Genomic DNA, 25,639 nt, shown 5'->3' on the forward strand with positions numbered 1-25,639 from the left:
TGGCCGTCCATTCAGCTAAAACAAGTTTTCTTCCCCGCCAACGCCTCAAATAGTAGCAAAGATGCAAAGCACCGGTAACCCTTATAGGTGCGGAGCACCGTTAATCTTTGTAACAAAAGCCACCATCCCAGCACGGAGCCGCAGAGCGGCGGTAATATATTAGAATATCATGAGAATTCAGTATATTCATGGAAATTAAACGCTATGGCAAACACCTACACCCAATGTTATGCACACCTTGTTTTTTGTCCTAAAAACAGGCAGGCATTGATCAAACGGCAATGGCATAACGAACTGGAAAAATACATCACGGGGATCATTCAAAATCACAAGCACAAATTGCTGGCCATTGGCTCAATGCCAGATCACATTCACATTTTTATCGGATATAATCTAAATCAATTGATTCCCGACCTTGTAGAAACCATAAAAACCTCTGCCAGTGCATGGATCAAATACAACAAGCTCTCCGACATCAAATTTGAATGGCAACGCGGTTACGGAGCCTTCACACACTCCCATTCCCAGGTAAAGACGGTCATTAACTATATTCTTAACCAGGAGGACCACCACAAAAAGAAAAACTTCAAAGAAGAATACCTTGAATTATTAAATGAGTTTGAAATAGAATTCAAAAATGAATACCTTTTTGAATTTTTCGATTAAATCCAGTTACCGGTGCGCTGCACCTGGGTTATCGTTGTTGACGCCACTATTGCGGCGTCATTGTTAACGCCGCGCTGCGGCTCGTTTTTGTAAGCCAGATCCGGTAGCGTTACAGCACTCCGTCAATTCACGCTCCCAAATCACCCGTTTTGTTGCCACTCCCGCACTATAGATTGCGGTCCCCTCATCGTCAAAAAAAATACCGGGTCAGCAAAATAAAGTGCGCCGCATCACAGCAAGGCGCATCGCATTGTCAATCCATACACTCCCAAATCACCCGTTTTGTTACCACTCCCGCACTATAGATTGCGGTCCCCTCATCGTCAAAAAAAATACCGGGTCAGCAAAAAATACAGTGCGCTGCACCACAGCAAGGCGCAGCGCGCCGTTAATCCTTGTAACCACAAGCATCCAACCATTGTCCCAGCCGCAGAGCGGCGGTAATAAATGGCCTTTTCCGGGACAATACTTTTACATTTTATATGCTACATTCGGTATTTTAAATTCTTCCCGGGCTTACCTTTATCATAAAAGCATATAATGAATATCGGTTCCATCATAACAGTCCTCGAAACCCTCGCCCCCCCTGCCCTGCAGGAAAGCTACGATAATGCGGGGTTGCTCACAGGACAGCCCAACTGGCCCTGCACCGGTGTGCTTTGCTGCCTGGATGCGATTGAAGCCGTGGTGGATGAGGCCATTGAAAAAAAATGCAACCTCGTAGTGGCCCACCACCCCATTGTTTTTTCGGGGCTCAAAAAGATCAATGGCAACAATTATGTAGAGCGTACGATCATTAAAGCCATTAAACATGATATTGCCCTCTATGCCATCCATACCAATCTTGATAATGTGCTGCACGGAGTAAATGGTATGATTGCCCAAAAACTGGGATTGATCAACCTGCGGATCCTGGCGCCAAAAGAACAGCAGCTTGAAAAACTCTATTTCTTTGTTCCACCCGGGCATGCAGAAAAAGTAAAAAACGCTGTTTTTAACGCCGGAGGCGGAGCAATCGGAAACTACCGCGAATGCAGTTTCAGCACCGTGGGCCAGGGAACCTTCCTGCCGGAAAGCGGAGCCCGGCCCTTTACCGGCGAACGGGGCAAACGCCACGAGGCGGAGGAAGTGAAAATTGAGATCCTTTACCCCTTTTATCTTAGAAATAAACTATTGACAGCCCTGCGCGAAAACCATCCTTATGAAGAAGTTGCCTACGAAACCATTACACTAAACAACCTTCATCAGGAAACAGGCGCGGGCATTACCGGGGAATTTCCGGAAAAGCTGGAAGAAGCCGATTTCCTGCAATTGTTAAAGTCCGTTTTTGGTTTACCCCTGCTGAAGCATACAGCTCCCTTGGGTAAAAAGATCGGGAAAGTAAGTATCTGCGGCGGGGCCGGAAGCTCCCTCACAAAAACCGCAATCAATTCAGGATCAGACGCCTATATAACATCAGATATCAAATACCATGAATTCTTTGATGCAGATGGAAAAATCCTGCTGGCCGACATCGGGCACTACGAAAGCGAGCAGTTCACCATCAATTTGCTTCAACACATTTTACAGGAAAAAATCCCTAACTTTGCCGTCCTTAAAACAGCGGTAAATACCAATCCCGTGCACTACCGGTAATACGGATTTTATACGCTGGTTTTAACTCATATTCAAACAGTAAGAAATATATGCCACAAATTAAAGAGTTTTCAATTGAAGAAAAACTGGGCTCCCTGATCAACCTGCAGAAGATTGACAGCAAGCTGGATGAGATCAAAATTTTAAAAGGAGAGCTTCCCATGGAAGTGGCGGACCTGGAAGATGAGATCCACGGGCTGCGCTCCCGGCAAACCCGGATTGAAGAGGAGATCAATGGCGTTACCGACTTTATTGAAGAGCGCAAAGGGGCAATCAAAGATGCTGAAGAGCTGATCAAAAAATACGAAAAGGACAGTGAGAATGTAAAAAATAACCGGGAGTTTGAAGCCATCAACAAAGAGGTGGAAATGCAGCAACTGGAGATCAAACTGGCCGAAAAACATATCAAGGACGCCAACGAGGAAATCGCTGATAAAGTGATCCTGCTGGAAAAGGCCAAAAAGAACCTCGCTGCAAAAGAAGGTGTGCTGGAGCTGAAAAAAGCTGAATTGGAAAAGATCATCTCCGCCAACGAAAAGGAGGAAAAAGAGTATCAGAAACATTCACAGTCTGCCAAAGAAAACGTAGAGCCCCGCTTGCTGGCCAGCTATGAAAAGATCCGCGGCAATTTCCGCAATGGCCTGGCCGTGGTGCCGGTGGTGCGTGATGCCTGTGGCGGATGTTTTTATTCCATCCCCCCGCAAAAGCAAAGCGAAATCAAACAACATAAGAAAATCATCGCTTGTGAAAACTGCGGCCGCATCCTGGTAGATGAAGAGCTGCACAACAACGTTGAAGTAAAATAATTTTTTTTTTGCCGTCTGCCCGCAGACTGGCTTTTTTATTTTCCCCCATTTGCAAGAATGGGGGTTTTTCTTTTCAGCCTTTTTCTTAATTTGCCTTCCGATGCTGAAACAATTACATATCAGGAACTACGTAATCATCGATGCACTGGAGATCCATTTCTCCAATGGAATGAATATTGTAACCGGTGAAACCGGTGCGGGAAAATCGATCATACTGGGTGCCTTATCGCTTATACTGGGCGAAAGGGCCGATACCGCCGCCCTGGTAGACAAAGAAAAGAAATGCATTATTGAGGGGCTGTTTACCCCGGGGACTGTTGCAGAAATCACCCGGTTCCTGGAAGCCAACGACCTCGACCCCTCCCCCGAAATCACCATCCGGCGCGAGATCGGCATCAACGGCAAAAGCCGGGCCTTCATTAATGACACCCCCGTAAACCTGGCACAGCTGCAGCAACTAAGCTCACTGCTGGTAGACCTTCATCAGCAGTTTGACACCCTGCAACTGGGCGATACCGATTTTCAGGTACATGTACTGGACGCCCTGGCCAATAATACAAAACTTATCAGCGAGTACCGGCAGACCTATGCCGAATGGCAGCAACACAAAAAAAAGCTGGAGCGCTTAAAAGAACAACAGGCGCAGCTGGATAAGGAAAGCGACTACAATCAATTCCAGTACGATGAACTGGCAGAAGCCAACTTCCAGGAAAACGAACTGGAAGATATTGATGAAACATTAAAGCTTTTATCCAACGCCGAAGGCATCAAAGGCGCACTGGGAAAGGCCTACAGCGGACTGGAAGAAGGCGAGCAACCATTGGTGCAGCAATTAAAAAGCATTGCCCAACTGCTGGGCAACTACAGCAATTTTCATAAAGACCTGCCCGACCTGGTGGGCCGGCTCAACAGTGCACAGGTAGAGTTGCAGGATATTGCTGCGGAACTGGAGCATATCAGCAATGGCATCCATTACGACCCTGAAAAAATTGAAACCCTCAGCGACCGGTTATCCATGGGATACCGGTTACAAAAAAAACACGGCCTTCAATCTACCAACGAGCTGCGGGCACTGCAGCTGCAATTGCAGGAAAAACTGCTGGGCGTAGCCCATATCCAGGAAGACATTGCAACGCTGGAAGCCGCTACCGAACAGCACCGACAGCTGGCGGAAACCCTTGCACAAAAAATTTCGGAAGCGCGTAAAAAACAGATCGCCCCCTTTGAAAAAAAAGTAGATGCATTGCTTACCCAGGTGGGCATGCCCAATGCAGCGCTCCGCGTTTCTTTTGAAAAAAGATCCCTGGGCGCACAAGGCGCCGATGCAGTGGATTTCTTATTTGATGCTAATAAAAGCGGGCAGTTTAAACCGGTAAATAAAGTAGCCAGCGGCGGCGAGCTAAGCCGGCTGATGCTTTGCATCAAAAGCCTGGTAGCCCAGCGCATGAACCTTCCCACCCTCATCTTTGATGAAATTGACACCGGCATTTCCGGGGAAGCTGCAAAACAGGTGGGCATTATTATGAAAGACCTTGCCGCCAGCCGGCAGGTGATCTGCATAACCCATCAGCCGCAGATTGCCGGACGTGCAGATGCACACTATTTTGTGTATAAAGAAGTATCAGGAAAGCAAGTACGCACCGGCATGCGGCAACTGGATACCGAAGAACGGATTACCGCCATTGCAAAAATGCTCAGCGGCGAAAAGCCCACAGCAGCAGCGTTGGAGAATGCAAGGGAAATGGTACAGGCGTAAATTTTTGTTTCAGGTTTAACATTTCAGGTTTCAGGCTGGAGTCTGTTGATGCTTGATGCAGACACTTAATTCCCGGAGGTCCATTGTCTATTCATTATTCAATGCTGTTTCCTAAAGCGATTTTTATAGTTGCCGCCGATACGCTGATTGCACCTGCAGCGCTGTTTCCGGGATCTTTTTGAATACGATAAAAGCTGCAGACAATCTGCAGTTGGGTTTAACCGCAATGGACGCAATGTATTCGCAAAGGTCGCAATGAAAATCGTTGTAGTAGTTATCCTGGCGCCCCTTGCGGACCCCGCGGTTAATAAATTCAACCACACAGATGCCTGGGCCAGGGACGTATAAGGGATATACTATGCTTTTCGGGTCTTTATGTTCTTTGAATCTGCGGCTTTAAGGGAACTGCATTGATTCACCATTGACCCTTGATTTTTCACTTTCTAACCTGGAACTTTAAACAAATATCCCTACTCCGACACCACATAACTTAAACAAAGCCCCGAAAGCTGCTGCAGGTGCACATTTAAGCGACTATCGGTCAGCATAAAATGACAATCAAAGGAAGACGGCGCTTCGTTATAACCGGTAACCCGGATATGCTCCCGGAAATCCACTTTGCCCAAACCATACCATTTATACACGGCTTCTTTGGCCGACCATACCTGGGTGTACTCCTCCATGGAAAGCGGGTTCAGCAATTCCATTTCTAAAGGGCTCATAAATTTATGCCGGATGCTTACCACTTTTTCCACCGGAATTTCAATATCAATCCCCACCCGCTGCTCCCGGCTTACAATAGCCGCCGCATAATCGCCGCAATGGGAAATAGAAAAATGAAAAGCCTCATCCGGAAGAAAGGGCTTCCGCGTTTCCGCAATCTGTATCAGGTGGTACGGAAAACCGGGAAACAGGTATTGCAGCAAAAACCGGCCGGCAAGATGCTGCAGCATTTTATGCGGATGCGTTACCGCCCGGTGCACCGGTACCTTTTCCCGGAAGAAATCCGGCCCCTCCTCAATCTTCCAGATCCCCAGCCTTGTTGAACGGTTAATCTCTTCCTGAAAAATAACGGGCATAAATAATCGAGTTCGCTTATTGGGTGCAAGTTAAGGATTTCATAAGGGCCGCTCCAATTTGCTGCGATGATTTATACCGGACCATAAACTACCCGGAGCAATAAAAAAAGGAACACCGATAAAACAGAGCCCCATACAGCAGTTGACCAACCCGTCTGCTGAAAAGTTTTAATCCCTTCACTTCACGCCACTTACGAACACTAACAAACGAGAGTTAGAATCTAAATCACTATTTTTGCGCCGGCTGGCTATTTTAAACTAAATTTATTTAATAAATACAATTGTTCTATGGCTTTAGAGGATCTGGTGATGCCCAAGTTAGGAGAAAGCATTATGGAAGCAACCATCTTAAAATGGCTGAAGCAGGTGGGCGATGCCGTGGAAATGGACGAAACCGTTTTGGAGATCGCTACGGATAAGGTGGATAGTGAAGTGCCCAGCACAGCCAGTGGTATTATTGAAGCCCTTCTTTTTAACGAAAATGATGTGGTGCCCATTGGTACCGTTATTGCCCGCATCCGTACGGAAGGCGCGGCAGACGAAACAAGTGCACCGGAACCCACACCAGCTCCGCAAACGGAGCCGGCCCCTCAGGAGCCGGAACAGGAAGCCGAAGTCCTTTCCTCCACCATTAAGCCCGAAGCCACGGCTACCAAATTCTATTCCCCGCTTGTATTAAATATTGCCGCCAGCGAAGGTATTCCCCTAAGCGAGCTGGAAAAGATACCCGGCACAGGCAAGGAAGGCCGGGTTACCAAAAATGATATACTGGCCTATGTAGCCAGCCGATCCGGCCGGCAGACGCCGGCAGCAGCTATTACACCACCTGCGGTTACCCGGGTGCAGGCAAACGAGCCACAGCAGGCCGGCACGCTCGACATCAGCCGCCATGGCGGTAACGTGGAGATCATCGAAATGGATCGCATGCGCAAACTGATTGCAGAGCACATGGTGCGGAGCAAGCAGACCAGTCCGCATGTAACCAGTTTTTCCGAAGCCGATGTAACCAATATGGTAATGTGGCGGGAGAAAATAAAAAAGGATTTTGAAAAACGGGAAGGCACAAAGATCACTTTTATGCCCCTGTTTATTGAAGCCATTGCCCGGTGCATTAAGCGTTTTCCATTGATCAATAGCTCGATCGATGGAGATAAGATCATCATCAAAAAAGACATCAATATCGGCATGGCCACAGCCCTCCCAAGCGGCAATCTTATTGTGCCGGTGATCAAAAATGCCGACCAGCTCAACCTTACCGGTTTGGCAAAGCGGGTAAATGGACTGGCCGATGCGGCGCGTAACAACAAGCTTAAGGCAGAGGATACACAGGGTGGCACTTTTACCATTACCAATGTGGGTACTTTCGGCAGCCTTGCCGGCACCCCCATCATCAACCAGCCGCAAGTAGCCATCCTGGCGGTAGGTACTATTAAAAAGCGGCCTGTTGTAGTGGAGACCCCGCAGGGCGATAGCATTGCCATCCGGCAGATGATGGTGCTGAGCATGAGCTATGATCACCGGGTGGTAGATGGTGCTTTGGGAGCTACTTTCCTGAGTGCCGTTGCCAAGGAGCTGGAGAGTTTTGTTCCGATAGAGATTTAGTTTAAAGTTCAATGTTCAAAGTTTCAGGTTGGACAGTCTTTCACTCTTAGTTCCCGTGTTTTATGTTAGCATTCAGCGTTCAGCATTTAGCTATCAGCTTTCAGTTATCGGTATGATACATCAGGAGCGGACCGGAAAATCAGCGAACAATATGATTGAAGATTTTTTGAAGTTTTGCGAATTGCCGGACTGAAACCGGAAAAAATATTCAAATTCATAATGAGTTTGGTATTGGGCCGCAATAATAAGCACCTGGTGTAGCGATACCGTTAAAAAGAAACTGGCTTTTTTCTTATATTTAACTATGAAATTAGTTATAGTTATTTTGGGGGGATTGATCCTTTTGCCGGTTCTCATTTTCATCTCCACAACATTATCAGCTCAATCTACATCAGATCAGCAGCGACTTTTGAGCGGAGTAGGAACAATTCCGCTAACACCTGATAAGGTCCGCACTTTAGCAACCTACCCCCTCAACTATGACGCCCAGGTTATTGCCTATAGAAACCTGTATCACGATTCAACTCAACTGCTTTATGCTCCTGTAATTATTACCGGGCGTTATGGTAAGGGTAAGGTCCTGGTGATTGGCAGTAATCAATATCTGAAATCGAATTATATAAAAAACCTCAATGTTCTGCAATTGTGGAAAAATATTATCACATGGGCTGTTGATAGTGTTGGTCGAATCTGTTTTGAGGATACATCATTTCAACGAGTGGCCGATATAGCTGCTGAAATTAACGCTCCGTCATTCTTTTTGAGCCAGGATGAGAAATTGCCAAAAGCACAAGCCTTTTTTGTTACAAAAGAGCCAATAGATACAGCCCACATTCAAATGCTTGACGATTTTGTTTTAAACGGCGGCACGCTGGTTTATGCATCGTCATTGTGGGACAGGGTTCTTTTGCTGAATAGCATGTCCATATCCACGAATTTCAACAGCTTGTTAGCAAAAGCAGGTTTGTATCATAAGGTTGACCGGATCTATGGCAGATCAGCCGATAGCACAATGCTTACGAAATCCATTCCAAAATACCTGATAGTTGACAGCGTCATTTCAAGCCTCAGCAGTCAAACCTATAAAAAAGATTTTTTTCGTAAAGGGGCGGAAATTGTCCCGCTGACTATTCTGAAATTGATCTACTTAGAAGGGCCTAAAAACTCTAAAGCATATACCGACCTTTATAACGCTATCAATAACGCTACCATTCAATACCAACCAACAGCGAGTTTAAGAAATCCACTACCAACAAATCAATGGCCCAGCTTGTTAAAGTACCTGGATCGACTGCGGAAGGATAATAATGCTGCGATACCCGATATACTTTACAAAGCTTCCACGAATGCCGATTTCCCTGGTGTAGTGCCGGATGAAGCATCGAGAGAAACACAGGATGTTACAATCAATTTTTTCAATAAATGGAGCGGACTTTTCGAAGTGGATACCAGCTTCAAACGCTGGCATAGCACAGGACTATATGTTGCCCCCGGCGATAATGTAAGAATCGTTCTGAAAAATATAAAAGATACCGCGCGGAAAATTGTAGCGCAGATTGGTGCGCATGAAGACGATGTTAGTAACTGGGTTGATGAATATTACCGGAATCCCCTCAGTCTTGTAAAAACCTTTGACCTCAAAAAAGATACAACACTTATTTACTCGCCCTACGGGGGATTGTTATACTTTGATATACCAGTTGCAGATACAGGTTCTGTTTTTACAGCAAACGTTATAGGAGCTGTAAATGCGCCCTATTTTAAACTTGGCCAGACATCCAATAAAGAATGGATAAAAAGTATTAGAAATTATCCCGCTCCCTGGGCAGAGCTGGCTACAGATAAGATCATTTTAACGGTGCCTGCTGATAGCATAAGAAACCTGAACAACCCTGAAAGCCTGATGCGATTTTGGGACGAAATAATGGATGCAAACGCCGAATTGGCACAGCTCCCAAAACAACGAGCCCATCCTGAGCGGATTATCGTGGACAATAATGTAAAATTTGGTTATATGTGGACGTTACCCAAAAGAATTATGGTGCCCAACGATGAAAGCCTGAGCCTGATGCTGAACGAAACGGAACTGAGAACTAAAGGCTCCTGGGGGCATTTTCATGAAATCGGCCATCGGCACCAGTTTTTTGGAATTGATTTCCGTGAGCTCACGGAAGTATCTGTGAACTTATATACGCTATATGCATTCCATAAAGTTCTAAAGAAGGAATTGTATCAGTCGCGCGAAGGCCGGACAAGGAAAAGTATACAAGATGGGATTAGAAAATACATTCAAAATCCCGACTATGAAACACTAAGATCTGATCCGCTTATGCTGCTTATAACTTTATATTATCCTATTATCGAATCATTCGGATGGGAGCCCATTAAAAAATTGAATGCCGGGTTCCGCACCATTTATAATGAGCAATACAAGGGGGTTAGTCGAAGCAGATTAGATAAAATAAGTAATGATGAAAAACGGGATCATTATTTTGTGGCACTCTCCAAAGCAGTGGGCAAAAATCTGGGGGCCTATTTTGATAACTTAAGGATCCCCGTTTCTGAAACCGCCAGGAATGAAGTGCAAAATCTTCCCGGATGGCTTCCCGAAATATTTAAATAGGGCCTGCTGATTAAGTAAGAATGGCGCTCTTATTTTTTTTCCACTTTTGTCATTGATACAAAAGTGGAGCAAAAGATCTAGTCGGCCACAAGGCAAATTCCGCCCTATTGTGATTGGATAGGACTGAATATTTACGGAGGGGCGGAACCGATAAAATCTGCGTTGCAGGCCTGGTTATGACCGCCTTCCTGTAGCAGCTTTTTGAGGCTTCTCATGGGCGTCATAACCGCCATTCCACTTGATTTTATCTTTTGCTGTGCGGCGGACGCCCCTTCGAGGATGTAATTGCTTCTTTAGCATGATCGGGGTTATCGCTGCAACAAATAGTGCAGTCTGCATCGATTAAAGCATAGAAATTCTAAAGCTGAGTATCCGCACAGCGGACCTACCACTTTGTACTGAAGTCGATAGAAGCACCCATCCGGAATCGAGCTGTAACCGATTCCGGGGCCCTTTTTGGGTACCTTTTTGGGCAAACAAAAAGGCTACAAAAAAATTTAGTGCAAGGGTTTTGCGGGGTTGGCTGTATTTTGCTAGCATCACCCTCGCTCTTCGACAACCAGAACCTATTGTCTTACAGTCTAATTTGCTTGAGTACCGGTTAAACAGCAGACCCTAAATAACTCCGGTTTTACTTGTACAAAATGGTTACTGCCCTAAAGGCGCCTTATGATTATACAAAGAAGCTGTGTTTGCACAACGCATAGCCCCAGAAGATAAACTGCACTAAGCAAAAAAAACCATAAAGAATTGCAGTTTAATTTTGGGTAAACTTTCCCCAACTGGGGAAATTTGTAGCAGGGAATGGAACCAACCTTGAACTTTAAACCTGGAACATTCCTCCCCGCTTCCAGCGGCGCCTGCGCATCCGTTTGCACATCCCGGCCATTTTTCCCGTTGAGTGATTATCTTGCAGGTATTATTCAATTGCCATTGACAACAATAAAACGAACCTCCCTTTTACCCCTGGTGCTCCTCCTGCTGGCTGCGGCATGCAGCCGCCCCTTTACACGTTCCGCCGGGTATGTATATCTTCAAAAGGAAGGGCGATCCGAAAAAAAATGGAAACTGGTCTGGAAGGAGGATTTTAATGCCTCCACACTGGATACCGGCAAATGGACCCGGATACCACCGGGCAAATCAGACTGGAACAGGCACATGAGTACCCACAACGACTGTTTCAGGATCGACAGCGGGTATATGTACCTCCGTGGCATCCGCAACCCGGACACCACCACAGATTCCCGCCCCTTTATTACCGGTGGTATATATACAAAAGGGAAATTTGCCTTCCGGTATGGTAAAATTGAAATAAGAGCAAAGCTCGAATGCGCTACGGGCGCCTGGCCGGCCATGTGGATGCTGGCAGAGCAAAATAAATACGGCGCCTATCCCAAAAACGGGGAGATCGACATCATGGAGCATCTCAATTTTGAGCATAAGGTTTACCAAACCACTCACTCCTATTACACGCTCGACCTTAAACAGACCCAAAAGCCGCCTCATGCCGGAAACGCCCCTTTTAACAGGGACGGCTTTAATACATTTGGCATTAAATGGTTTCCGGATAAGATCGTATTTACCGTAAATGGCGAAGAAACCTTTACCTATCCGCGCATTACCGGCGTGGATGCCAGCCAGTGGCCCTACGATCAGCCTTTTTACTTGCTCATAGACCAGCAGCTGGGCGGCAACTGGGTAGGCAAGGTAGATCCGCAGCAATTGCCGGTACAAATGATTGTTGACTGGGTAAAGCTTTATCAATAAGATTCTTAAAAATCAGCATGCATATCAAAACATTCTTCCTCCTGTTGTTTATCCCTGTATCCATCCGGGCCTTTTCGCAAAATGTAAAACCGGCCAACACCATTCCGATCCTGCCGGGCGATTCAAAGGAAACCATCATCAGCAAGGCGGTACGGGTAGTACCCACGGCCAACCAGTATGCAGCCCTCCGCAATGAGTTCATCGCTTTTGTGCACCTGGGGCCTAATACTTTTACCCAAAAAGAATGGGGCAACGGAATGGAAGATCCCAAAATATTTGATCTCAAAACGCTGGATACCGACCAGTGGTGCGCGGCTATGAAGGCCACCGGCATGAAGATGGTGATCCTTACCGTAAAACACCACGATGGATTTGTGCTTTGGCAAAGCCGCTATACTACCCACGGCATTATGTCTACCGGTTTTCGCAATGGAAAAGGCGATATCCTAAAAGACCTTAGTGCCTCCTGCAAAAAATATGGCTTAAAGCTGGGCATCTATCTTTCTCCCGCCGACCTGTTCCAGATCGAAAGCCCGGACGGGCTCTATGGCAACTTAAGCAAGTATACTATGCGCACCATTCCCCGCCCCGTAGCCGGCCGCCCTTTTAAAAACAAGACCCGTTTTCAGTTTGAGCTCGATGACTATAATGAATATTTTATGAACCAGCTTTTTGAATTGCTTACCGAGTACGGACCGGTAGATGAAGTGTGGTTTGATGGTGCGCATCCTAAAACAAAGGGCGGCCAGCAATACAACTATATCGCCTGGAAAAAGCTCATCCAAACCCTGGCGCCAAAAGCCGTTATCTTTGGCAAACAGGATATTCGCTGGTGCGGTAATGAATCCGGCAAAACCAGGAGCACAGAATGGAATGTGATCCCCTTTCAGGACGACCCCGATCAAATGAACCGCTACCCCGATCTTACCGTTAACGACCTGGGCAGCCGGGAACAGCTCTACAAAGCGCGGTACCTGCATTACCAGCAGGCGGAGACCAATACCTCCATACGCGAGGGCTGGTTTTATCGTAATGAAACCAATCAAAAGGTACGCAGCGCCGATGATGTATTTGACATTTATGAGCGCTCGGTAGGCGGTAACTCTACTTTCCTGCTCAATATTCCTCCCAATCGCGAAGGCCGTTTATCAAACGAAGACGTATCCGTATTAAAAGAAACCGGCGCCCGCATCCGCGAAACATACGGGGTCAACCTGTTTAAAAACGCAACCGGCCCCAAAGCCGTGCTGGATGCGGATCCCCAAAGCTTTGTATTATTAAAGGAGCCCCAACCGCAGATCATCATCCGCACCCCAAAGCCGGTTACCATCAACCGCCTGGTAGTACAGGAGGCCATTACCACACATGGCGAGCGGGTAGAGCAGCATGCCGTGGACGCATGGATCGGCGGGCAATGGAAGGAAATTGCTGCGGCTACAAATATTGGTTACAAGCGCATCCTGCGTTTTCCGGAAACCACCTCCAACCGGTTTCGCGTCCGCATCCCCGGCTCCCGGGCCACACCGGCCATCAGCAATATTACTGCGCACTACTATAAAATGCGACCCCCGCAATTACAATTATCGAGGAACATAAACGGCCAGGTTACCATTGCCCCTTACCAGCCGGAGTTTAACTGGAAACCTCATGGAGAAAACACACTGCAAAACCTGGATGCCGGCATGGAGATCCATTATACAACAGATGGTACCACACCTACCCCGTCATCACCTGTTTATAAGGCTCCCTTCTCCATAGTTCATGGCCCGGTAAAGGCCGTGGCTTTCAGTAAAAACAGCACCGGCCCCGTAACCAGTGAAACATTTGGCATACTAAAACAAAACTGGAAATTGCTGGCGGCAAGCGATGATACAAAACAACACGGCGCCGCACTGGCTTTTGATGCCGATAAAAAAACCTGGTGGCAGTCAAAACCGGCCTCCGGCAACGGGTTTATAATTCTTGACCTGGGCAAGGTATATACACTCAAAAGTTTTTCCTATACCCCGCACACTCAAAACAAGGAGGGGCTTATGAGCAAAGGAACCATCCAGATCAGCAAAGATGGCAGCAACTGGAGCAATGCCGATGCCTTTGAGTTTGGCAACCTCATCAATGATCCCGTTACCCGTCTGCATCCGTTTAAGCAACCATTAACAACCCGGTACATCCGTATAGAAGCCACGGAAACAGCCGGACACGACAAGGGCTTGTCGATAGCAGAGCTGGACTTCTTTGAGTGATCTTTGCAGCCGTTTAAATTTTCTATTGCAGCTGCTCCGCGGATCAGCAAAACCCATGCAGCATGCCAGGCGTATAACCGGCATAAAAATATTGGTAAAGCCAAAATCGAAAAACATTGCGAATAAAAAATTATGCACTGCTATTGATCAGCTTATCCGGGACCTGGAACACTTTGATCCGGCTACTGCATCAACAGCAGAGGTTCGAAAAGATGCCGAATAAACTGACCATTGAAAAATGATTCAGGAGCAAAGGACACGTTGAATAATGCAAACGGCATTTGACATAGAAGCCGGCTCTGCGGCAGCAAAGGTGAAAATTTTACAGGACAAAAATCGGATGCTGTACGGCCGCCGGATTTATTTCTCAATAATTCGATTCAAAGAAGCGGGGGGCTAATGTTGCCACCGGAATATCTGTACATCGCCCGGCTCAACAACGAACCCTGGGCCATACTTGTTCGCATTTACCATGGACCCATCTTTACGCACAAGATCAACATTGCCATTAAATGCTATCTGCAGATCAAGCGGATCATGAAAACTTCGGTTAACAATCACCAGATATTGATTGCCCGCCTTTTCCAGCAGGGAAACAACAGCAGCGCCTTTTTTTGTATCCAGTAATTTTACCTGTGCGGGTAAGTTTTCCAGTTTTTGGGTTCCAACAGGAATACTATCCCCTGTGTGACGAACAGATAGTACCCGGGCTCCCATAAATACAAATGCGCGTTTTTGCAACTCTGCGTTCACCTCCCGGATACAGTCATATACCGGGCTTCTTTTTTTCTTAAGGGTAATGGGCGCTTCATGAAAATCCCAGGTAGTTGTTTCAGGATTCCAGTACGTGAAATATTGAAGGTACTGGGCGCCATAAGCCAGGTTGGTATACATTTGGAGCCTGAGTTGCGCGGCGTTGGGAACCGGATAATCATTATGCGCAGTAGCCAGTGCAAAAGCCCAAAAAGGTTTACCAGAGCGGCGGGACTCCCGGGATATTATTTCCAGGTTCTCGTACCATTGCTGCCGCACCTGGTCTTTTACAATGGGATAAAAGTCAAAAGATAGCACCTGGATGTTCACTTCCTTAATAAACCGCCGCACGTAACCCTCATAGGTATCTCCCAACGCTTCTTTTGATACCATGCCAGGTAGCAGGTTCAGGTAACAGTAGTGCTTATCATCGGTCTTTTTAATTCTGGCTGCCCATTTACCCAGTTTCGGAAACCCGTCACAAACCGGTTCATCCTGGAGAAAATAGCCCGCAAGGCCGGGATGATTTTTTATTTTATTTACCGTTGCTTCCGGAGCACTATGCAGTTCCTCACATGTAAAAATAGATTTAATACCTACTGCAGCAGACAGATCAAGCGCTTTTTTTGCGTCTTCAAAATTGCTGGTATGGGAAAACGTAAGGTTAAACCCGGCCTCTTTAAGTTCCTGGTAACGTTCCAGCGTTGCATCTGTTGCCGGTATACTGTACCAAGCCAGTATGGGAATTTTTTCCTGGGCTACTGCTTTTTGAGTGATTGCGCCTGCGCAAACAACACCCAGCACAGCCATCAAAAATTTTGGCATTGCCAGGCAAATATGAAAAATGCATTTGTTCATCATTATCGATAGTTGTTTTTAATTTATAAGTTTGTTGATTACTCTTCTATGGCTTAAGAGTCCTGACTGCCGGTTGAAGCCGAAAAGATTGCGGGAAAGCTCAGAACAATCCAGTCTTTTGACGTAGGCCCAGGATTAATTAACTTAATGGAAACCCGGCATGTAGAACGTTGATGCAACTTACGATAGTCTTTCGGGCAGCGTGTCCTGTGCTGTCCTGTTTTAACAGAGGCAGTTGTTACTACAGCGTCAGATAATTGCTTTGGGCAAAGGCGGTTACACCCGTGATCATACACACGACAAGCAGTAGCTGTTTTCTCATTATTTTAGTCTTTTTCAGTAAAGTGGTACTATGTTTTACAGGTTATCCATAAAAACCGCAATAATATAGGAAATTATTTGATGGCTTATGGTATAGATATTTTACGAGGTACTGTATAGTTTAACAGGCTATAGATTCCTGGGCATATCTTATCAATAGTCTGTTAGCGGACATAGAATTACATATCAATAATCCACCTCATCCTTTCCTACAGGTTCCCTGGCGTAAATACGATCCCGAATGAGGCCCACCGGATGCCGTATTGCCTGGCTCCGCGGCAACCTGCTGCAATTATTTTAAGTATCTTTAAACAGAAGGTTGTTTAACCCTATTATCATTTATATGCGCAAACAGATTCTTTTTATACAGGGTGGTGGCGATGATGGTTACACCACCGATGCACCGCTGGCCGCCTCATTACAACAAGTATTGGGCAATGAGTACCGGGTGCATTACCCGCAGGTACAGGCCGATGAAACCATTATAGAGGTGGCGCAGCAATGGCTCGGCGAGATCGGCAGGCAGATCACAGCAGCCAAGGACGGGCTCATCCTGGCAGGCCACTCCCTTGGCGCTTCTATGTTGCTGAAATACCTTTCAGAAAACAGCATAAAAACAAGTATTGCCGGGGTATTCCTGGTGGCCCCGCCCTTCTGGAATGGTGACCAAGACTGGCAACAACCCTTGAAGCTACAAGAGGGGTTTGCCAACCAGTTGCCTAAAAAGTCCCCCATTTTCTTTTATCAATGCAGGGATGATGAAGTAGTGCCTTTTGAGCATTTCACCCGCTACCGGCAAGAGCTGCCCGGGGCTGTTTTCCGGGAGCTGGACAAAGGAGGGCATCAATTTAATAATGACTTGTCGGTAGTAGCAGCGGATATCAGGAACTTATAAATTTTCAAAGGCCGGTATAATACAGACTCCGATATCCCGGAAATAAGATCCACAAACAGGGATCATTCCGGAGAACAAACGCTAAATTGGGTAACGATATTATTACATTCTTGTTTCTATGCATCAGATCAAACAAAACATCCTTGAAACGCTTGTACCATTAAAAGGTAGTGGCCGGTTTGCCAGTACCGGTACTGTTGATTTTGTCTTTCCGGGGTTAATCGTGGAAGGAATAGGAGAAATAGCTTTCTCCATAAACGAAATCCAGGCACAGGCATTAATCGGGGTCGCGCAAAAAGCCCCTTTTGGCCAGGGCGGGCACACAATCTACGATGATACAATACGAAGCGCCCATTATAAAAGAATCAACCGGGTATATGGGTAATTATGGCCCGGACCTGATGCATTGGTATCATTATGGAGCGGTAATGATCTGGTCTCCGGACGCTAATGCCAGCCTGCTGCTTACGCAAAGCACTACCAGCCAGCTGAACTGGATCAGCTATTTCAATCGTACACAGCAAGCCACAAAAGCTGAGGCCACATCCTTAGAGTTTATTGTATCAACCGGATTAAACAGCAACCGCAGATCCGAAAGAGAAGCAAACTATACCAAAATTTTTAAACAGGTTACAGAAACAATCCCGCTACCGGTGCTGGAACAGTTGGTAGCCGTATTACGGGAGATGAGCGGTAATAAGCAATTGCGCTCTCTTGCAGCCACACAAACAGATAATCTCCCCGACTATTTTGAAACGATATATAGCAGAGATACCCATGGGGTAAAAGCCGGAACACTTAGCTTAAAATAATTTCCTCTAAGGCCACAATCTTTATGTTTTCGGTTGAGTGTTCATCATCCGTTAAAAGTTGCCAATCGCCGTCTGTATCATGAATTACATGGATAATGGGCCTTCCCTGCTCTATCCATTGTTTTGTGGTAAATACCGCAAGATTCGTAGCTTCCCGAAATTTAAAGCCCGCATTCCTATCCAGCAATGGTTGCCTGTAGCTGAATTCATTTGCAAAATCTTTTTCCAGGGGAATTTGTCATTGCGGTCTGCCCAAACAAATTGCAGCGCGGGGAAATCATGGGTGTCGTAAATATCCATTGCGGTGCCGAAGTAATCGCTTAAATTTCTTTTATCAACAGGAACAAACTGAACCCTCCCCTTTTCAAAAAAATTGTCATAATCCCTGTTTATTTCAATGGTGTGCCCATTCCTTACTAAATCTGCTACGTCATTTGTAAGCTGGCCCAATGTTTTTGTGGTTAAACCAAAACAAATAATTTCCGGGTGTTGAAATGTGCGCCATAAGCCAATGCTATATGCAAATGACGGCAAATAATCTGTTGCATCCAGCATGATCACTGCAAGTCCACGCTTTTCAATGCTCGCGATTATTTTATTATTATCCCTGCAATTGTAATCATTTTCCGAAGACATAATAATATGTTGGGTAGCTTTACTTCGTGAATATATGGTACTTCTTAACAGTAGCGTCCCGTCTTCCGTGTAATCAGATCAAAAAATCTGGTCGACTTGATTACAAATCTGTAATCAAGTCATTTGTAATCAAACCATCTGACTACAAAATTTTTGATTACAAAGAGAGTGGTAGTTGGAATCCGTCATTGTTTTGTGGGAGTTCGTAGAGATTTCTCCACTCGCTTCACTACGTTACGCTCGGTCGAAATGACTGTGAGGGTATTGGTTATTCTTCTTAAACGCAAACCGGGTTTATAACATGGATGCCCACGTGAGGGATAGCAGCGGATACCCCGCCGAAGCCCTTGTGTGGGGTATTGTGGCGGAGTAGCAGCGGATAGCCCGGCCCCGGCCGTGTGTGGGCCTGGTGTGTGGGAAGGCCGGGGACACGCCCAAAAAAAATCCAGCTATCCCCAAAGTTATTGGTGCTACTCCCTGTCCTGTACCACCTTCATGAGCTGTGCCAGAGTGGCGGTAAAGGGAAAGGCGGAGGCCGGCCTATTTGTGCTTACCGGGTCCTGTCATTTTCAGCCTTTCGCCATTTTTTTTCAACCACGGAGGCTGCAGCGGCAACTGCGATAGCAACAAAAACAGCTACGATACAAAGGGCAAGAAAACCCGCCGGATCGTCCTCTTTATTATGAAACACCTCTATGTATAGCCCTGCTGCTGCAATTAAAATACCTAATACGATGGCGCAATACTTTACGCTCCTTAAAGCCCCTGCAGCGGCTGATGAGCCTGCTTTATGCCTACCAATATAGCCCAGCAATCTGAACGATTTGTATAATGCAACAAAAAAAACGATGGATGCTGCATATCCATAAAGAATGAACGGGTTTGTGTAAATGCGGAACCCATCCAGGTTGGCGGCCCTTCCCTCGGTTAAGGGAAACCGGATCAAAAAGACCAGCACCGCAATGCCGGCCAGCACGATAACCGTCTGAAGAAATATAGCTAAGCTTCTTTTCATAATGATGGTATTATTTAAACTCCTGATCAGCTACTTTACCGCCTTACCCAGTTCCCGTATATACTTATCAATAAACCACGGCTTTTCTTTTGATTTGTATTGCTCAATATAACGGGGATGTTCCAGCACGGTGGCTTTATCAAACAGGCCGGCATCGGCGTTGAGCTTATTGATAAATGTGGCGTTCTTTTTTCCTAAAATAAAAACCTCCGAAGTATCCAGCCCCAGGCTGATGTGTTTTTTTAGCGAGCTGATCATAAAAGGCCTGACCATTTCAAACAATTTTGGATCATCGTAATAATTTGCATTGAGCCATTTGCCACCATTGGCCCGCCGGATAATGGCCAGGGGAAAGGGAGAATTGATATAAAAATTTTTATAAAAACTGTCCGCACCGCCCCAGGCGGCGATCATATCATACATAAATACGGAAGACACTTCGTGCGTATAAGCCGATTGCATTTTTATACCACAAACGGCTTCAAGCCTCTTTGTATCTGTAAAAGGCACACCGGTAACACCGGCCCCATGGCGACTGGGATTGATGCCGATGATAAATTTGCGTTGCCGGTTATCCTGATAGTATTTATGATAAAACGCCCCCATCACCTGCATTGTTTCCGGATTATCCAAATAAGGGTTAAGCACCCGGAACCCATCGGGCAACGTTCCGGTATAGTGCAGGCTCCGGTTAAAGTCAATAACCTTATCAGCAAATGTTGTCATCCGTGTAAAGCTATAAAATAATTTAATGTCACCGGTTTCCCGCCTGTTATTCATAGATCAGCTGTACCACGCCGGAGCGGAAAGTGGTGGTTTTAACCAGGCGCAGAGCCAGCGGCTCCTTCAGCGCTTCAAACAATGGCTTTCCGCGGCCCAGTGCGATGGGGTGTACGGAGATACGGTATACATCGATGAGCCCTTCCTGAATAAAGGTTTTTATAAGACCGGCACCTCCGTATAACCAGATATCGCCCCCATCCTGGTTTTTTATTTCGGTTACCCGGCTCACGATATCATCTTTAATAAAAATGGCGCCATCATCCTGCCGGGACCGGGTAGAGAACACCACTTTCTTTTTGGAATGCACATCCTTCCACAAGTTCAGTTCCGCGGCTGTTGCGCCGGCACCTGGTTGAAAATTGCCCCATTGGTCATAGCTTACCCGGCCATAAAAGATGGTATCAATACCGGACAGGAACCCTTCAAAATCCATATCCTCATCCATAATGCACCAGTCTATTTCCCCGTTGGGCCCTTCAATGAATCCGTCAAGCGTGGTGGCCAGATCCAGGATCAGCTTTTTCATACGTGTTGTTTTGGAGTAAAATTAATCAATACCCGGGTAACGCTCAACAACCCACTGCTTATCAGGTACGGCTGCCCGGTTCCGGCTCAGGCGGGCGCTACCCATTTAACCATTGCTGCAACACCACCGCCATCATTTGATTGCAAGGGTTGATATGTACCAGCCCCTCCATAATGGTTTGTTCCGACTGAACATGCAGCGCCGACTCCAGGTCTGCCGCGCCATGGGTCAGCATTTGGTTCATCGATGACGCCGTTATTTCCAAATGAAATTGCAGGCCGATAACAGTTGCGCCGTAACAAAACGCCTGGTTGCTATTGGCCGCAGAGATCAGCAAATTCAGGCTATCAGCAGGAATATCAAACCGGTCGCCATGCCAGTGAAAAACGACCGGGTTATTTTTAAACAGCGCATCAAACCAGGGCAGCCGCTGGGATCCGATTGCGGGCTGTACCGGAAACCAGCCAATCTCTTTATACGTAGCCCCAGCCACTTTTGCACCCAGGCAGGACGCAATCAACTGAGCACCCAGGCAGATGCCCAGCAGTTTTTTTCCGGAGAGGATACAGGCCTTGATAAACTTTTTTTCTTCGGCCAGCCAGGGGTACCGGGCTTCATCATACACGCCCATGGGTCCACCCATAATGATCAATCCGTCTATCGCATCGATGGCAGGCAGCTGGTATGCTGCATCATAAAAGCGGGTAACCGAAAGCTCGTGATGCTGCTCCTGCATCCAGGATTCTATATACCCCGGCCCTTCAAATGGTACATGCTGAAGGTAATGTACTTTCATTTTTTATTTGTTTTTTTTGAATGCACAGCATCCCACAGTCCATACCATCATCCACAATGCACCAGTCTATTTATCCATTGAACCCTTCCATAAACCCATCAAGCGTGGCAGCCAGGCCCAGATCCGCTTTTTTATACCGCGTTGTTTTGAGATAAAAATAGACAATATCGATTTAACGCTCAATACTTCACCGTTTATTAGGCTGATTTTTTTATTTTTAAAAGATAAACAATTGCTCCCACATGACTGACAAGGAATATAGCACATTCACCGGACGTATCCTTGCCTCTCTTATTGATCTGATACCATTCGGACTCCTCTCGCTGATTAACTTTGTGGTTATTTTACCGCTTGATACTCCGGCGGCTCATACAACAAACTTATTAATCACTTTTATTTTCCCATTTTTTTATTACATATACCTCCAATACCGATTTGGGAAAACCTATGGCAAATGGGTAATGAAACTAAAGATCATCAATACCAATCCATCAAAAAAACCAACCCTGCAACAAATACTGATACGGGAGCTTGGCTACATTATACTGCACTGCCTACCTTATGTGAATCTTATCAGAGGGCATGATTATCAACCTTCGGTAATCCAGATGCCCGCTCTGGCAGACTCATACCTGTCGATAATTTTAGCCGTGTACTTCACCGCAGATATTCTCACCTTATTATTCAGCCCAAAAAGGAGAGCATTGCATGACTTGATATCAGGCACCCTGGTAATAAGGGAACAACGCAAATAGAGCCGATAATAAAAGCGGCTGCAAAAATACAACAAGGGTCTTAACGTTCAACGCCCCATTTCTTATTAGGCTGGCTCCCCATTTCCAGCTCAAGCGTACCTCCTTTCAGCAGCTCACTTGCCGGGAACCGGAAGCTATTCAATATACGCCCGTTGAGGCGGGCACGCTGTATGTATTTATTTTCATGCGAGGCCGCAGGCGCGCTGATCACAAACTGCTTACCGCGCCCATAGCGCCGGCCCAGGTCAATGACCACTTTTTTGTATAACGGGCTGGCTATTTCATATTGGGGCACTGCATTGCAGCCCCCATCTGTTTGAAACAGGCCCAGGGCGGCCATCACAAACCAGCTGCTCATTTGCCCCTGGTCCTCATCGCCCAGGTAGGCATCTGCCACGCCATAGCCATAATACCGGTCCAGTATGGAGCGGCTCCACCGCTGCGTTTGCCAGGGCTGCCCCGCCCAGTTAAACAGGAAGGCAAAGTGCATGGATTGTTGATTGCCCTGCACCACCGGAAAATCCCAGTACTGATCGCCGGGGGCATTGTAGCGCCAGGGTTCGCTGGCTTCAAAACCCTTGGTAAGGCGGCCGGTAAAGCGTTCTTTTCCGATGGCGTGGATGAGCGCAGGCACATCCTGCGGTACAAAATAGGTAAGCTGCCAGGCATTGCCCTCTACATAATGATGGTTGGCCCCGGTTTTATAGGGATCAAAATTTTGCTCCCATGCCCCGTTGGCGTATCGCAAGCGCGCATAACCGGTTGCCGTATCAATGGCATGCTGCCACCAGTTGCCCCGGTCCTTAAAAAGGGCAGCTTCCGGTTTATGCAGGGCCGTGGCCAGCTGGCCCACCGTCCAGTTATCATAAGCATACTCCAGGGTATTGGAAAACCGGCCCTTGTCTGCCGGCACATATTTATATTTTAAAAAGGACTCTATATCCCGGTTACCGGCAAAGCCATTGCCCACCCGCTCCGGCTTTGAAGTAACTGTTTTTACCACCGCTTTAAACAGCTTTTCTTTATCGTAATCCCTGATGCCCATCTGGTAGGCGCTTACCAGTAGGGGTATTTCATGTTCGCCTACCATTACAGGTATATACTCCATCCCTGCCGGGCCCTTGGCAAGCCAGCCATTGGCATCGTACATCGCCAGCTGCGAGCGTACCCACCTGCCGGACCATTCGGGCGCCGCCAGGTTCCAAAGCTGGTTCAGGTTCCAGAAGGTGTTCCAGAAAGCATCACAACCCAGCGCCACGTCTCCCGGCTTTTTTAACTGTTGGATTTTTTCAGTAGCATCTATCCAGCGGCCATCCACATCGCTAAAAGTGTTCCGGCAAAAGCTGCGGTAGAGGTTGGTATAAAAACGCATTTTTTCCCGGCTGTCGTCACTGGTAATGGTAATGCGCCCCAGCAGATCGTTCCAGCTTCTGACATTGTGCCTGCGCACGGCATCAAAGCTCCACCCAAACGGGGTGTTGATCTCCTGCTGCAGGTTCTGGCGGGCACCGGCCGCATCCACATAGGAGATGCCGGTGCGCACCTGCACCACAGCGTTCTGCCGGGTATCAAACTCCGCATAACAACCCATGCGGTCGGGGTTTTCGGCGCCCACATGCTGCTGCTGCTCAATCAGATGATCGTTAACCCAGCCACCCATTTTTTTGATAGGCTGATCAAACTCGATCCGGAAATATACCGTATAATCCTGGTCGGCATCGGTGGACCATACATGCTTCGATTGCTGCACACTATACCCTTCAATGGTATGCGCATCTACCTGTGTCAGGGAGGCTTTCAGGATCTTATAACCATATTCGGCAGGCACTTTAAGGTCGATCATCACCCTTCCATCCTGCTGCTGCGGATAGGTATACCGCTGAAAGCTGCAGCGGGTAGTAGCAGTCAGCTCTGCTTTGATGTTATAGGTTGTAAGATCTGCCTTATAATAACCCAGCGGCGCTTCTTCCGTGGCTTTATTGATGAGCGAGCGGTAACCCGCCGTGTCGTTTTTCAAAGCCGACTCATCCCCCATCTTTATCTTTAGCGGTCCATTTACCGGCAACATGCCCAGCCCTGCCATGGTCCACTCATGTATATGGCTAAAAGTGCCAATGCTTTCAAAAGTTGGATTGTATCCTGCCTGCCAGCCGCCGTTCTGATTATCGGGACTTAGCTTTACCATGCTAAAGGGCATCCAGGGGCCGGGGGCAATCATCCACCGGGAATGCGCCGTGCCCAAAAAGGTATTTACATAATCTGATGGCTGCACCAGCGGCTGCGGGCCCCGTACCACGGAACCGGACGCCACCGGCTTTCCATCTGCAAAAACGGTATACTTACTGTTCACCGTTTTTGTTACCGCCGGCATCGGGACTTCCAGGATCGCAGGGCCCGGTTCCGCTTTTTTATTAAAAATGGTTTTACCATCCAGCTTCACCACCAGCAGCGGACGGCCATCGGTATGAGCCACATCAACCAGCAGAGGCTGTACCTTAGCATTTAATTGCCAGGGGGCTGCTTTTACATTACGAATGAGCGCAGCAGCAGGCACCGGGTTCAGTTGCGTTGTGCCACCGCCTTCCAGGCGAAGATCATCAAACACCAGCCAGGACCCTTCGAGACTGGTTAGCTGCAGTTCATTAACGCCGGCTTTCAGATCTGCTGCCGTCAGCGGAATGCTGATGGTGTGATGCAGCGTGCTCCGGTTATCGCCATTGAGCGCCGCCTCATTGCTGCCCTTTGGCAAACGGTAGGTAAAGGAACGCCGGTTTACCGTAACCTTTAAATACGGCGGCAGCTTAAAATGGGTGTGCAAAAGGTCAATAATAAGGTTGCTGCCCTGTTTCGCATCCACGGTTTTGAGATCAAACAATACATTGAGCACCTGGGTGCGAAGGCCTGCTGTTGGGCTGGTACCGCCCCAGGCATCGGCCGGACCGGGCAGTACATAGGGCCAGTCTTTACCCGGGTTAGAGCGGCCGATGATGTATTGCCGGTTCTCCCAGCCAAAATCTTCTTTCAAAAAATCCTGATAGCGGTCCGGCGCCAACGCAAATTCGGCGGCACTGTTGTCTTTTGTGCCAATGCTCCAGATAACCCGTTCCTGGGCGCAACAAAAAAGTGTTGTTGCAGCAAAACAAACGACCAGTAATGTTTTCAGAAGAATATTCCTATGCATAAGTTTATTTATATTGTTCATTTGGTTCGTGAGGACACGAACCAAAGCTGTGTATTATTTGATTGCCGTCTTTTGCACTGCCAACGGACTTACTTGCGTCGCACAGTTCAACTTCAGTAACACTATCGGCA

General features: G+C 47.1%; 20 protein-coding genes. 12 read left to right on the top strand and 8 right to left on the bottom strand.

The features are described 5' to 3' along the window. Positions 1–204 precede the first annotated feature (204 nt). The 4 genes from tnpA to recN all read left to right on the top strand — a co-directional run bounded on the left by tnpA (position 205) and on the right by recN (position 4,863). Positions 205–666, top strand: a complete 462-nt coding sequence (gene tnpA / locus GGU45_RS02050) for an IS200/IS605 family transposase (RefSeq protein ID WP_435221547.1) — start codon at positions 205–207, stop codon at positions 664–666. A gap of 540 nt (positions 667–1,206) precedes the next feature. Further along, entirely contained in the window at positions 1,207–2,301 is a 1,095-nt protein-coding gene (locus GGU45_RS02055) for a Nif3-like dinuclear metal center hexameric protein (RefSeq protein WP_435221548.1), read from the top strand. Between the two features lie 50 nt (positions 2,302–2,351). Further along, positions 2,352–3,107 carry a zinc ribbon domain-containing protein gene (locus GGU45_RS02060; RefSeq protein ID WP_435221550.1) on the top strand — a complete coding sequence of 252 codons (756 nt, stop codon included), beginning with the start codon at positions 2,352–2,354 and terminating at the stop codon, positions 3,105–3,107. A gap of 100 nt (positions 3,108–3,207) precedes the next feature. After that, positions 3,208–4,863 (top strand): DNA repair protein RecN, encoded by a 1,656-nt coding sequence (recN, locus tag GGU45_RS02065; RefSeq protein WP_435221552.1) that lies wholly within the window; start codon positions 3,208–3,210, stop codon positions 4,861–4,863. A 470-nt stretch (positions 4,864–5,333) separates the two neighbouring features. Here the strand turns inward: recN and GGU45_RS02070 are convergent, their stop codons facing one another. Then, on the bottom strand, positions 5,334–5,942 hold the full coding sequence (locus GGU45_RS02070) for a 4'-phosphopantetheinyl transferase family protein (RefSeq protein WP_435221554.1): 609 nt from the start codon (positions 5,940–5,942) through the stop codon (positions 5,334–5,336). Positions 5,943–6,230: 288 nt separating this feature from the next. On the opposite strand from GGU45_RS02070, the gene GGU45_RS02075 reads away from it, so the two are divergent. The 4 genes from GGU45_RS02075 to GGU45_RS02090 all read left to right on the top strand — a co-directional run bounded on the left by GGU45_RS02075 (position 6,231) and on the right by GGU45_RS02090 (position 14,177). After that, positions 6,231–7,544: a dihydrolipoamide acetyltransferase family protein gene (locus tag GGU45_RS02075; protein WP_435221555.1), complete on the top strand. Its 1,314-nt coding sequence runs from the start codon at positions 6,231–6,233 to the stop codon at positions 7,542–7,544. A 304-nt stretch (positions 7,545–7,848) separates the two neighbouring features. After that, positions 7,849–10,167 carry a M60 family metallopeptidase gene (locus GGU45_RS02080; RefSeq protein WP_435221557.1) on the top strand — a complete coding sequence of 773 codons (2,319 nt, stop codon included), beginning with the start codon at positions 7,849–7,851 and terminating at the stop codon, positions 10,165–10,167. An 804-nt stretch (positions 10,168–10,971) separates the two neighbouring features. After that, positions 10,972–11,934, top strand: coding sequence for a glycoside hydrolase family 16 protein (locus tag GGU45_RS02085; RefSeq protein ID WP_435221559.1), 963 nt, complete (start codon positions 10,972–10,974; stop codon positions 11,932–11,934). Positions 11,935–11,951: 17 nt separating this feature from the next. Further along, positions 11,952–14,177 (top strand): alpha-L-fucosidase, encoded by a 2,226-nt coding sequence (locus GGU45_RS02090; RefSeq protein ID WP_435221560.1) that lies wholly within the window; start codon positions 11,952–11,954, stop codon positions 14,175–14,177. A 396-nt stretch (positions 14,178–14,573) separates the two neighbouring features. Here the strand turns inward: GGU45_RS02090 and GGU45_RS02095 are convergent, their stop codons facing one another. Beyond that, positions 14,574–15,755: a beta-galactosidase gene (locus tag GGU45_RS02095; RefSeq protein WP_435221562.1), complete on the bottom strand. Its 1,182-nt coding sequence runs from the start codon at positions 15,753–15,755 to the stop codon at positions 14,574–14,576. Between the two features lie 697 nt (positions 15,756–16,452). Here GGU45_RS02095 and GGU45_RS02100 point away from each other — a divergent pair. The 3 genes from GGU45_RS02100 to GGU45_RS02110 all read left to right on the top strand — a co-directional run bounded on the left by GGU45_RS02100 (position 16,453) and on the right by GGU45_RS02110 (position 17,816). After that, on the top strand, positions 16,453–17,004 hold the full coding sequence (locus GGU45_RS02100; protein WP_435221564.1) for an alpha/beta hydrolase: 552 nt from the start codon (positions 16,453–16,455) through the stop codon (positions 17,002–17,004). Positions 17,005–17,122: 118 nt separating this feature from the next. Continuing rightward, on the top strand, positions 17,123–17,389 hold the full coding sequence (locus tag GGU45_RS02105; RefSeq protein WP_435221566.1) for a hypothetical protein: 267 nt from the start codon (positions 17,123–17,125) through the stop codon (positions 17,387–17,389). After that, on the top strand, positions 17,337–17,816 hold the full coding sequence (locus tag GGU45_RS02110; protein WP_435221569.1) for a hypothetical protein: 480 nt from the start codon (positions 17,337–17,339) through the stop codon (positions 17,814–17,816). The genes GGU45_RS02105 and GGU45_RS02110 overlap by 53 nt, the downstream gene beginning before the upstream one ends. Before the next feature lie 111 nt (positions 17,817–17,927). Here the strand turns inward: GGU45_RS02110 and GGU45_RS02115 are convergent, their stop codons facing one another. The 5 genes from GGU45_RS02115 to GGU45_RS02135 form a co-directional block, all read right to left on the bottom strand. Then, positions 17,928–18,452: a DUF4262 domain-containing protein gene (locus GGU45_RS02115; protein WP_435221572.1), complete on the bottom strand. Its 525-nt coding sequence runs from the start codon at positions 18,450–18,452 to the stop codon at positions 17,928–17,930. A gap of 550 nt (positions 18,453–19,002) precedes the next feature. Then, positions 19,003–19,467 carry a DUF2975 domain-containing protein gene (locus GGU45_RS02120; protein WP_435221574.1) on the bottom strand — a complete coding sequence of 155 codons (465 nt, stop codon included), beginning with the start codon at positions 19,465–19,467 and terminating at the stop codon, positions 19,003–19,005. A gap of 30 nt (positions 19,468–19,497) precedes the next feature. Next, a complete protein-coding gene (locus GGU45_RS02125; RefSeq protein ID WP_435221575.1) occupies positions 19,498–20,193 on the bottom strand; it encodes an SMUG2 DNA glycosylase family protein in 696 nt (231 codons plus the stop codon). A gap of 46 nt (positions 20,194–20,239) precedes the next feature. Next, positions 20,240–20,776 carry a dihydrofolate reductase family protein gene (locus GGU45_RS02130; protein ID WP_435221577.1) on the bottom strand — a complete coding sequence of 179 codons (537 nt, stop codon included), beginning with the start codon at positions 20,774–20,776 and terminating at the stop codon, positions 20,240–20,242. A 97-nt stretch (positions 20,777–20,873) separates the two neighbouring features. Further along, on the bottom strand, positions 20,874–21,572 hold the full coding sequence (locus tag GGU45_RS02135) for a type 1 glutamine amidotransferase (protein WP_435221578.1): 699 nt from the start codon (positions 21,570–21,572) through the stop codon (positions 20,874–20,876). 242 nt (positions 21,573–21,814) lie between these two features. Between GGU45_RS02135 and GGU45_RS02140 the strand changes: the two genes are divergently transcribed. After that, positions 21,815–22,327 (top strand): RDD family protein, encoded by a 513-nt coding sequence (locus tag GGU45_RS02140; RefSeq protein ID WP_435221580.1) that lies wholly within the window; start codon positions 21,815–21,817, stop codon positions 22,325–22,327. A gap of 40 nt (positions 22,328–22,367) precedes the next feature. Here the strand turns inward: GGU45_RS02140 and GGU45_RS02145 are convergent, their stop codons facing one another. Continuing rightward, complete coding sequence (locus GGU45_RS02145; protein ID WP_435221581.1) at positions 22,368–25,508, bottom strand: GH92 family glycosyl hydrolase; 3,141 nt, start codon at positions 25,506–25,508, stop codon at positions 22,368–22,370. Positions 25,509–25,639 lie beyond the last annotated feature (131 nt).

The organism is Niabella hirudinis (assembly GCF_051201075.1).
GTDB lineage: Bacteria > Bacteroidota > Bacteroidia > Chitinophagales > Chitinophagaceae > Niabella > Niabella hirudinis.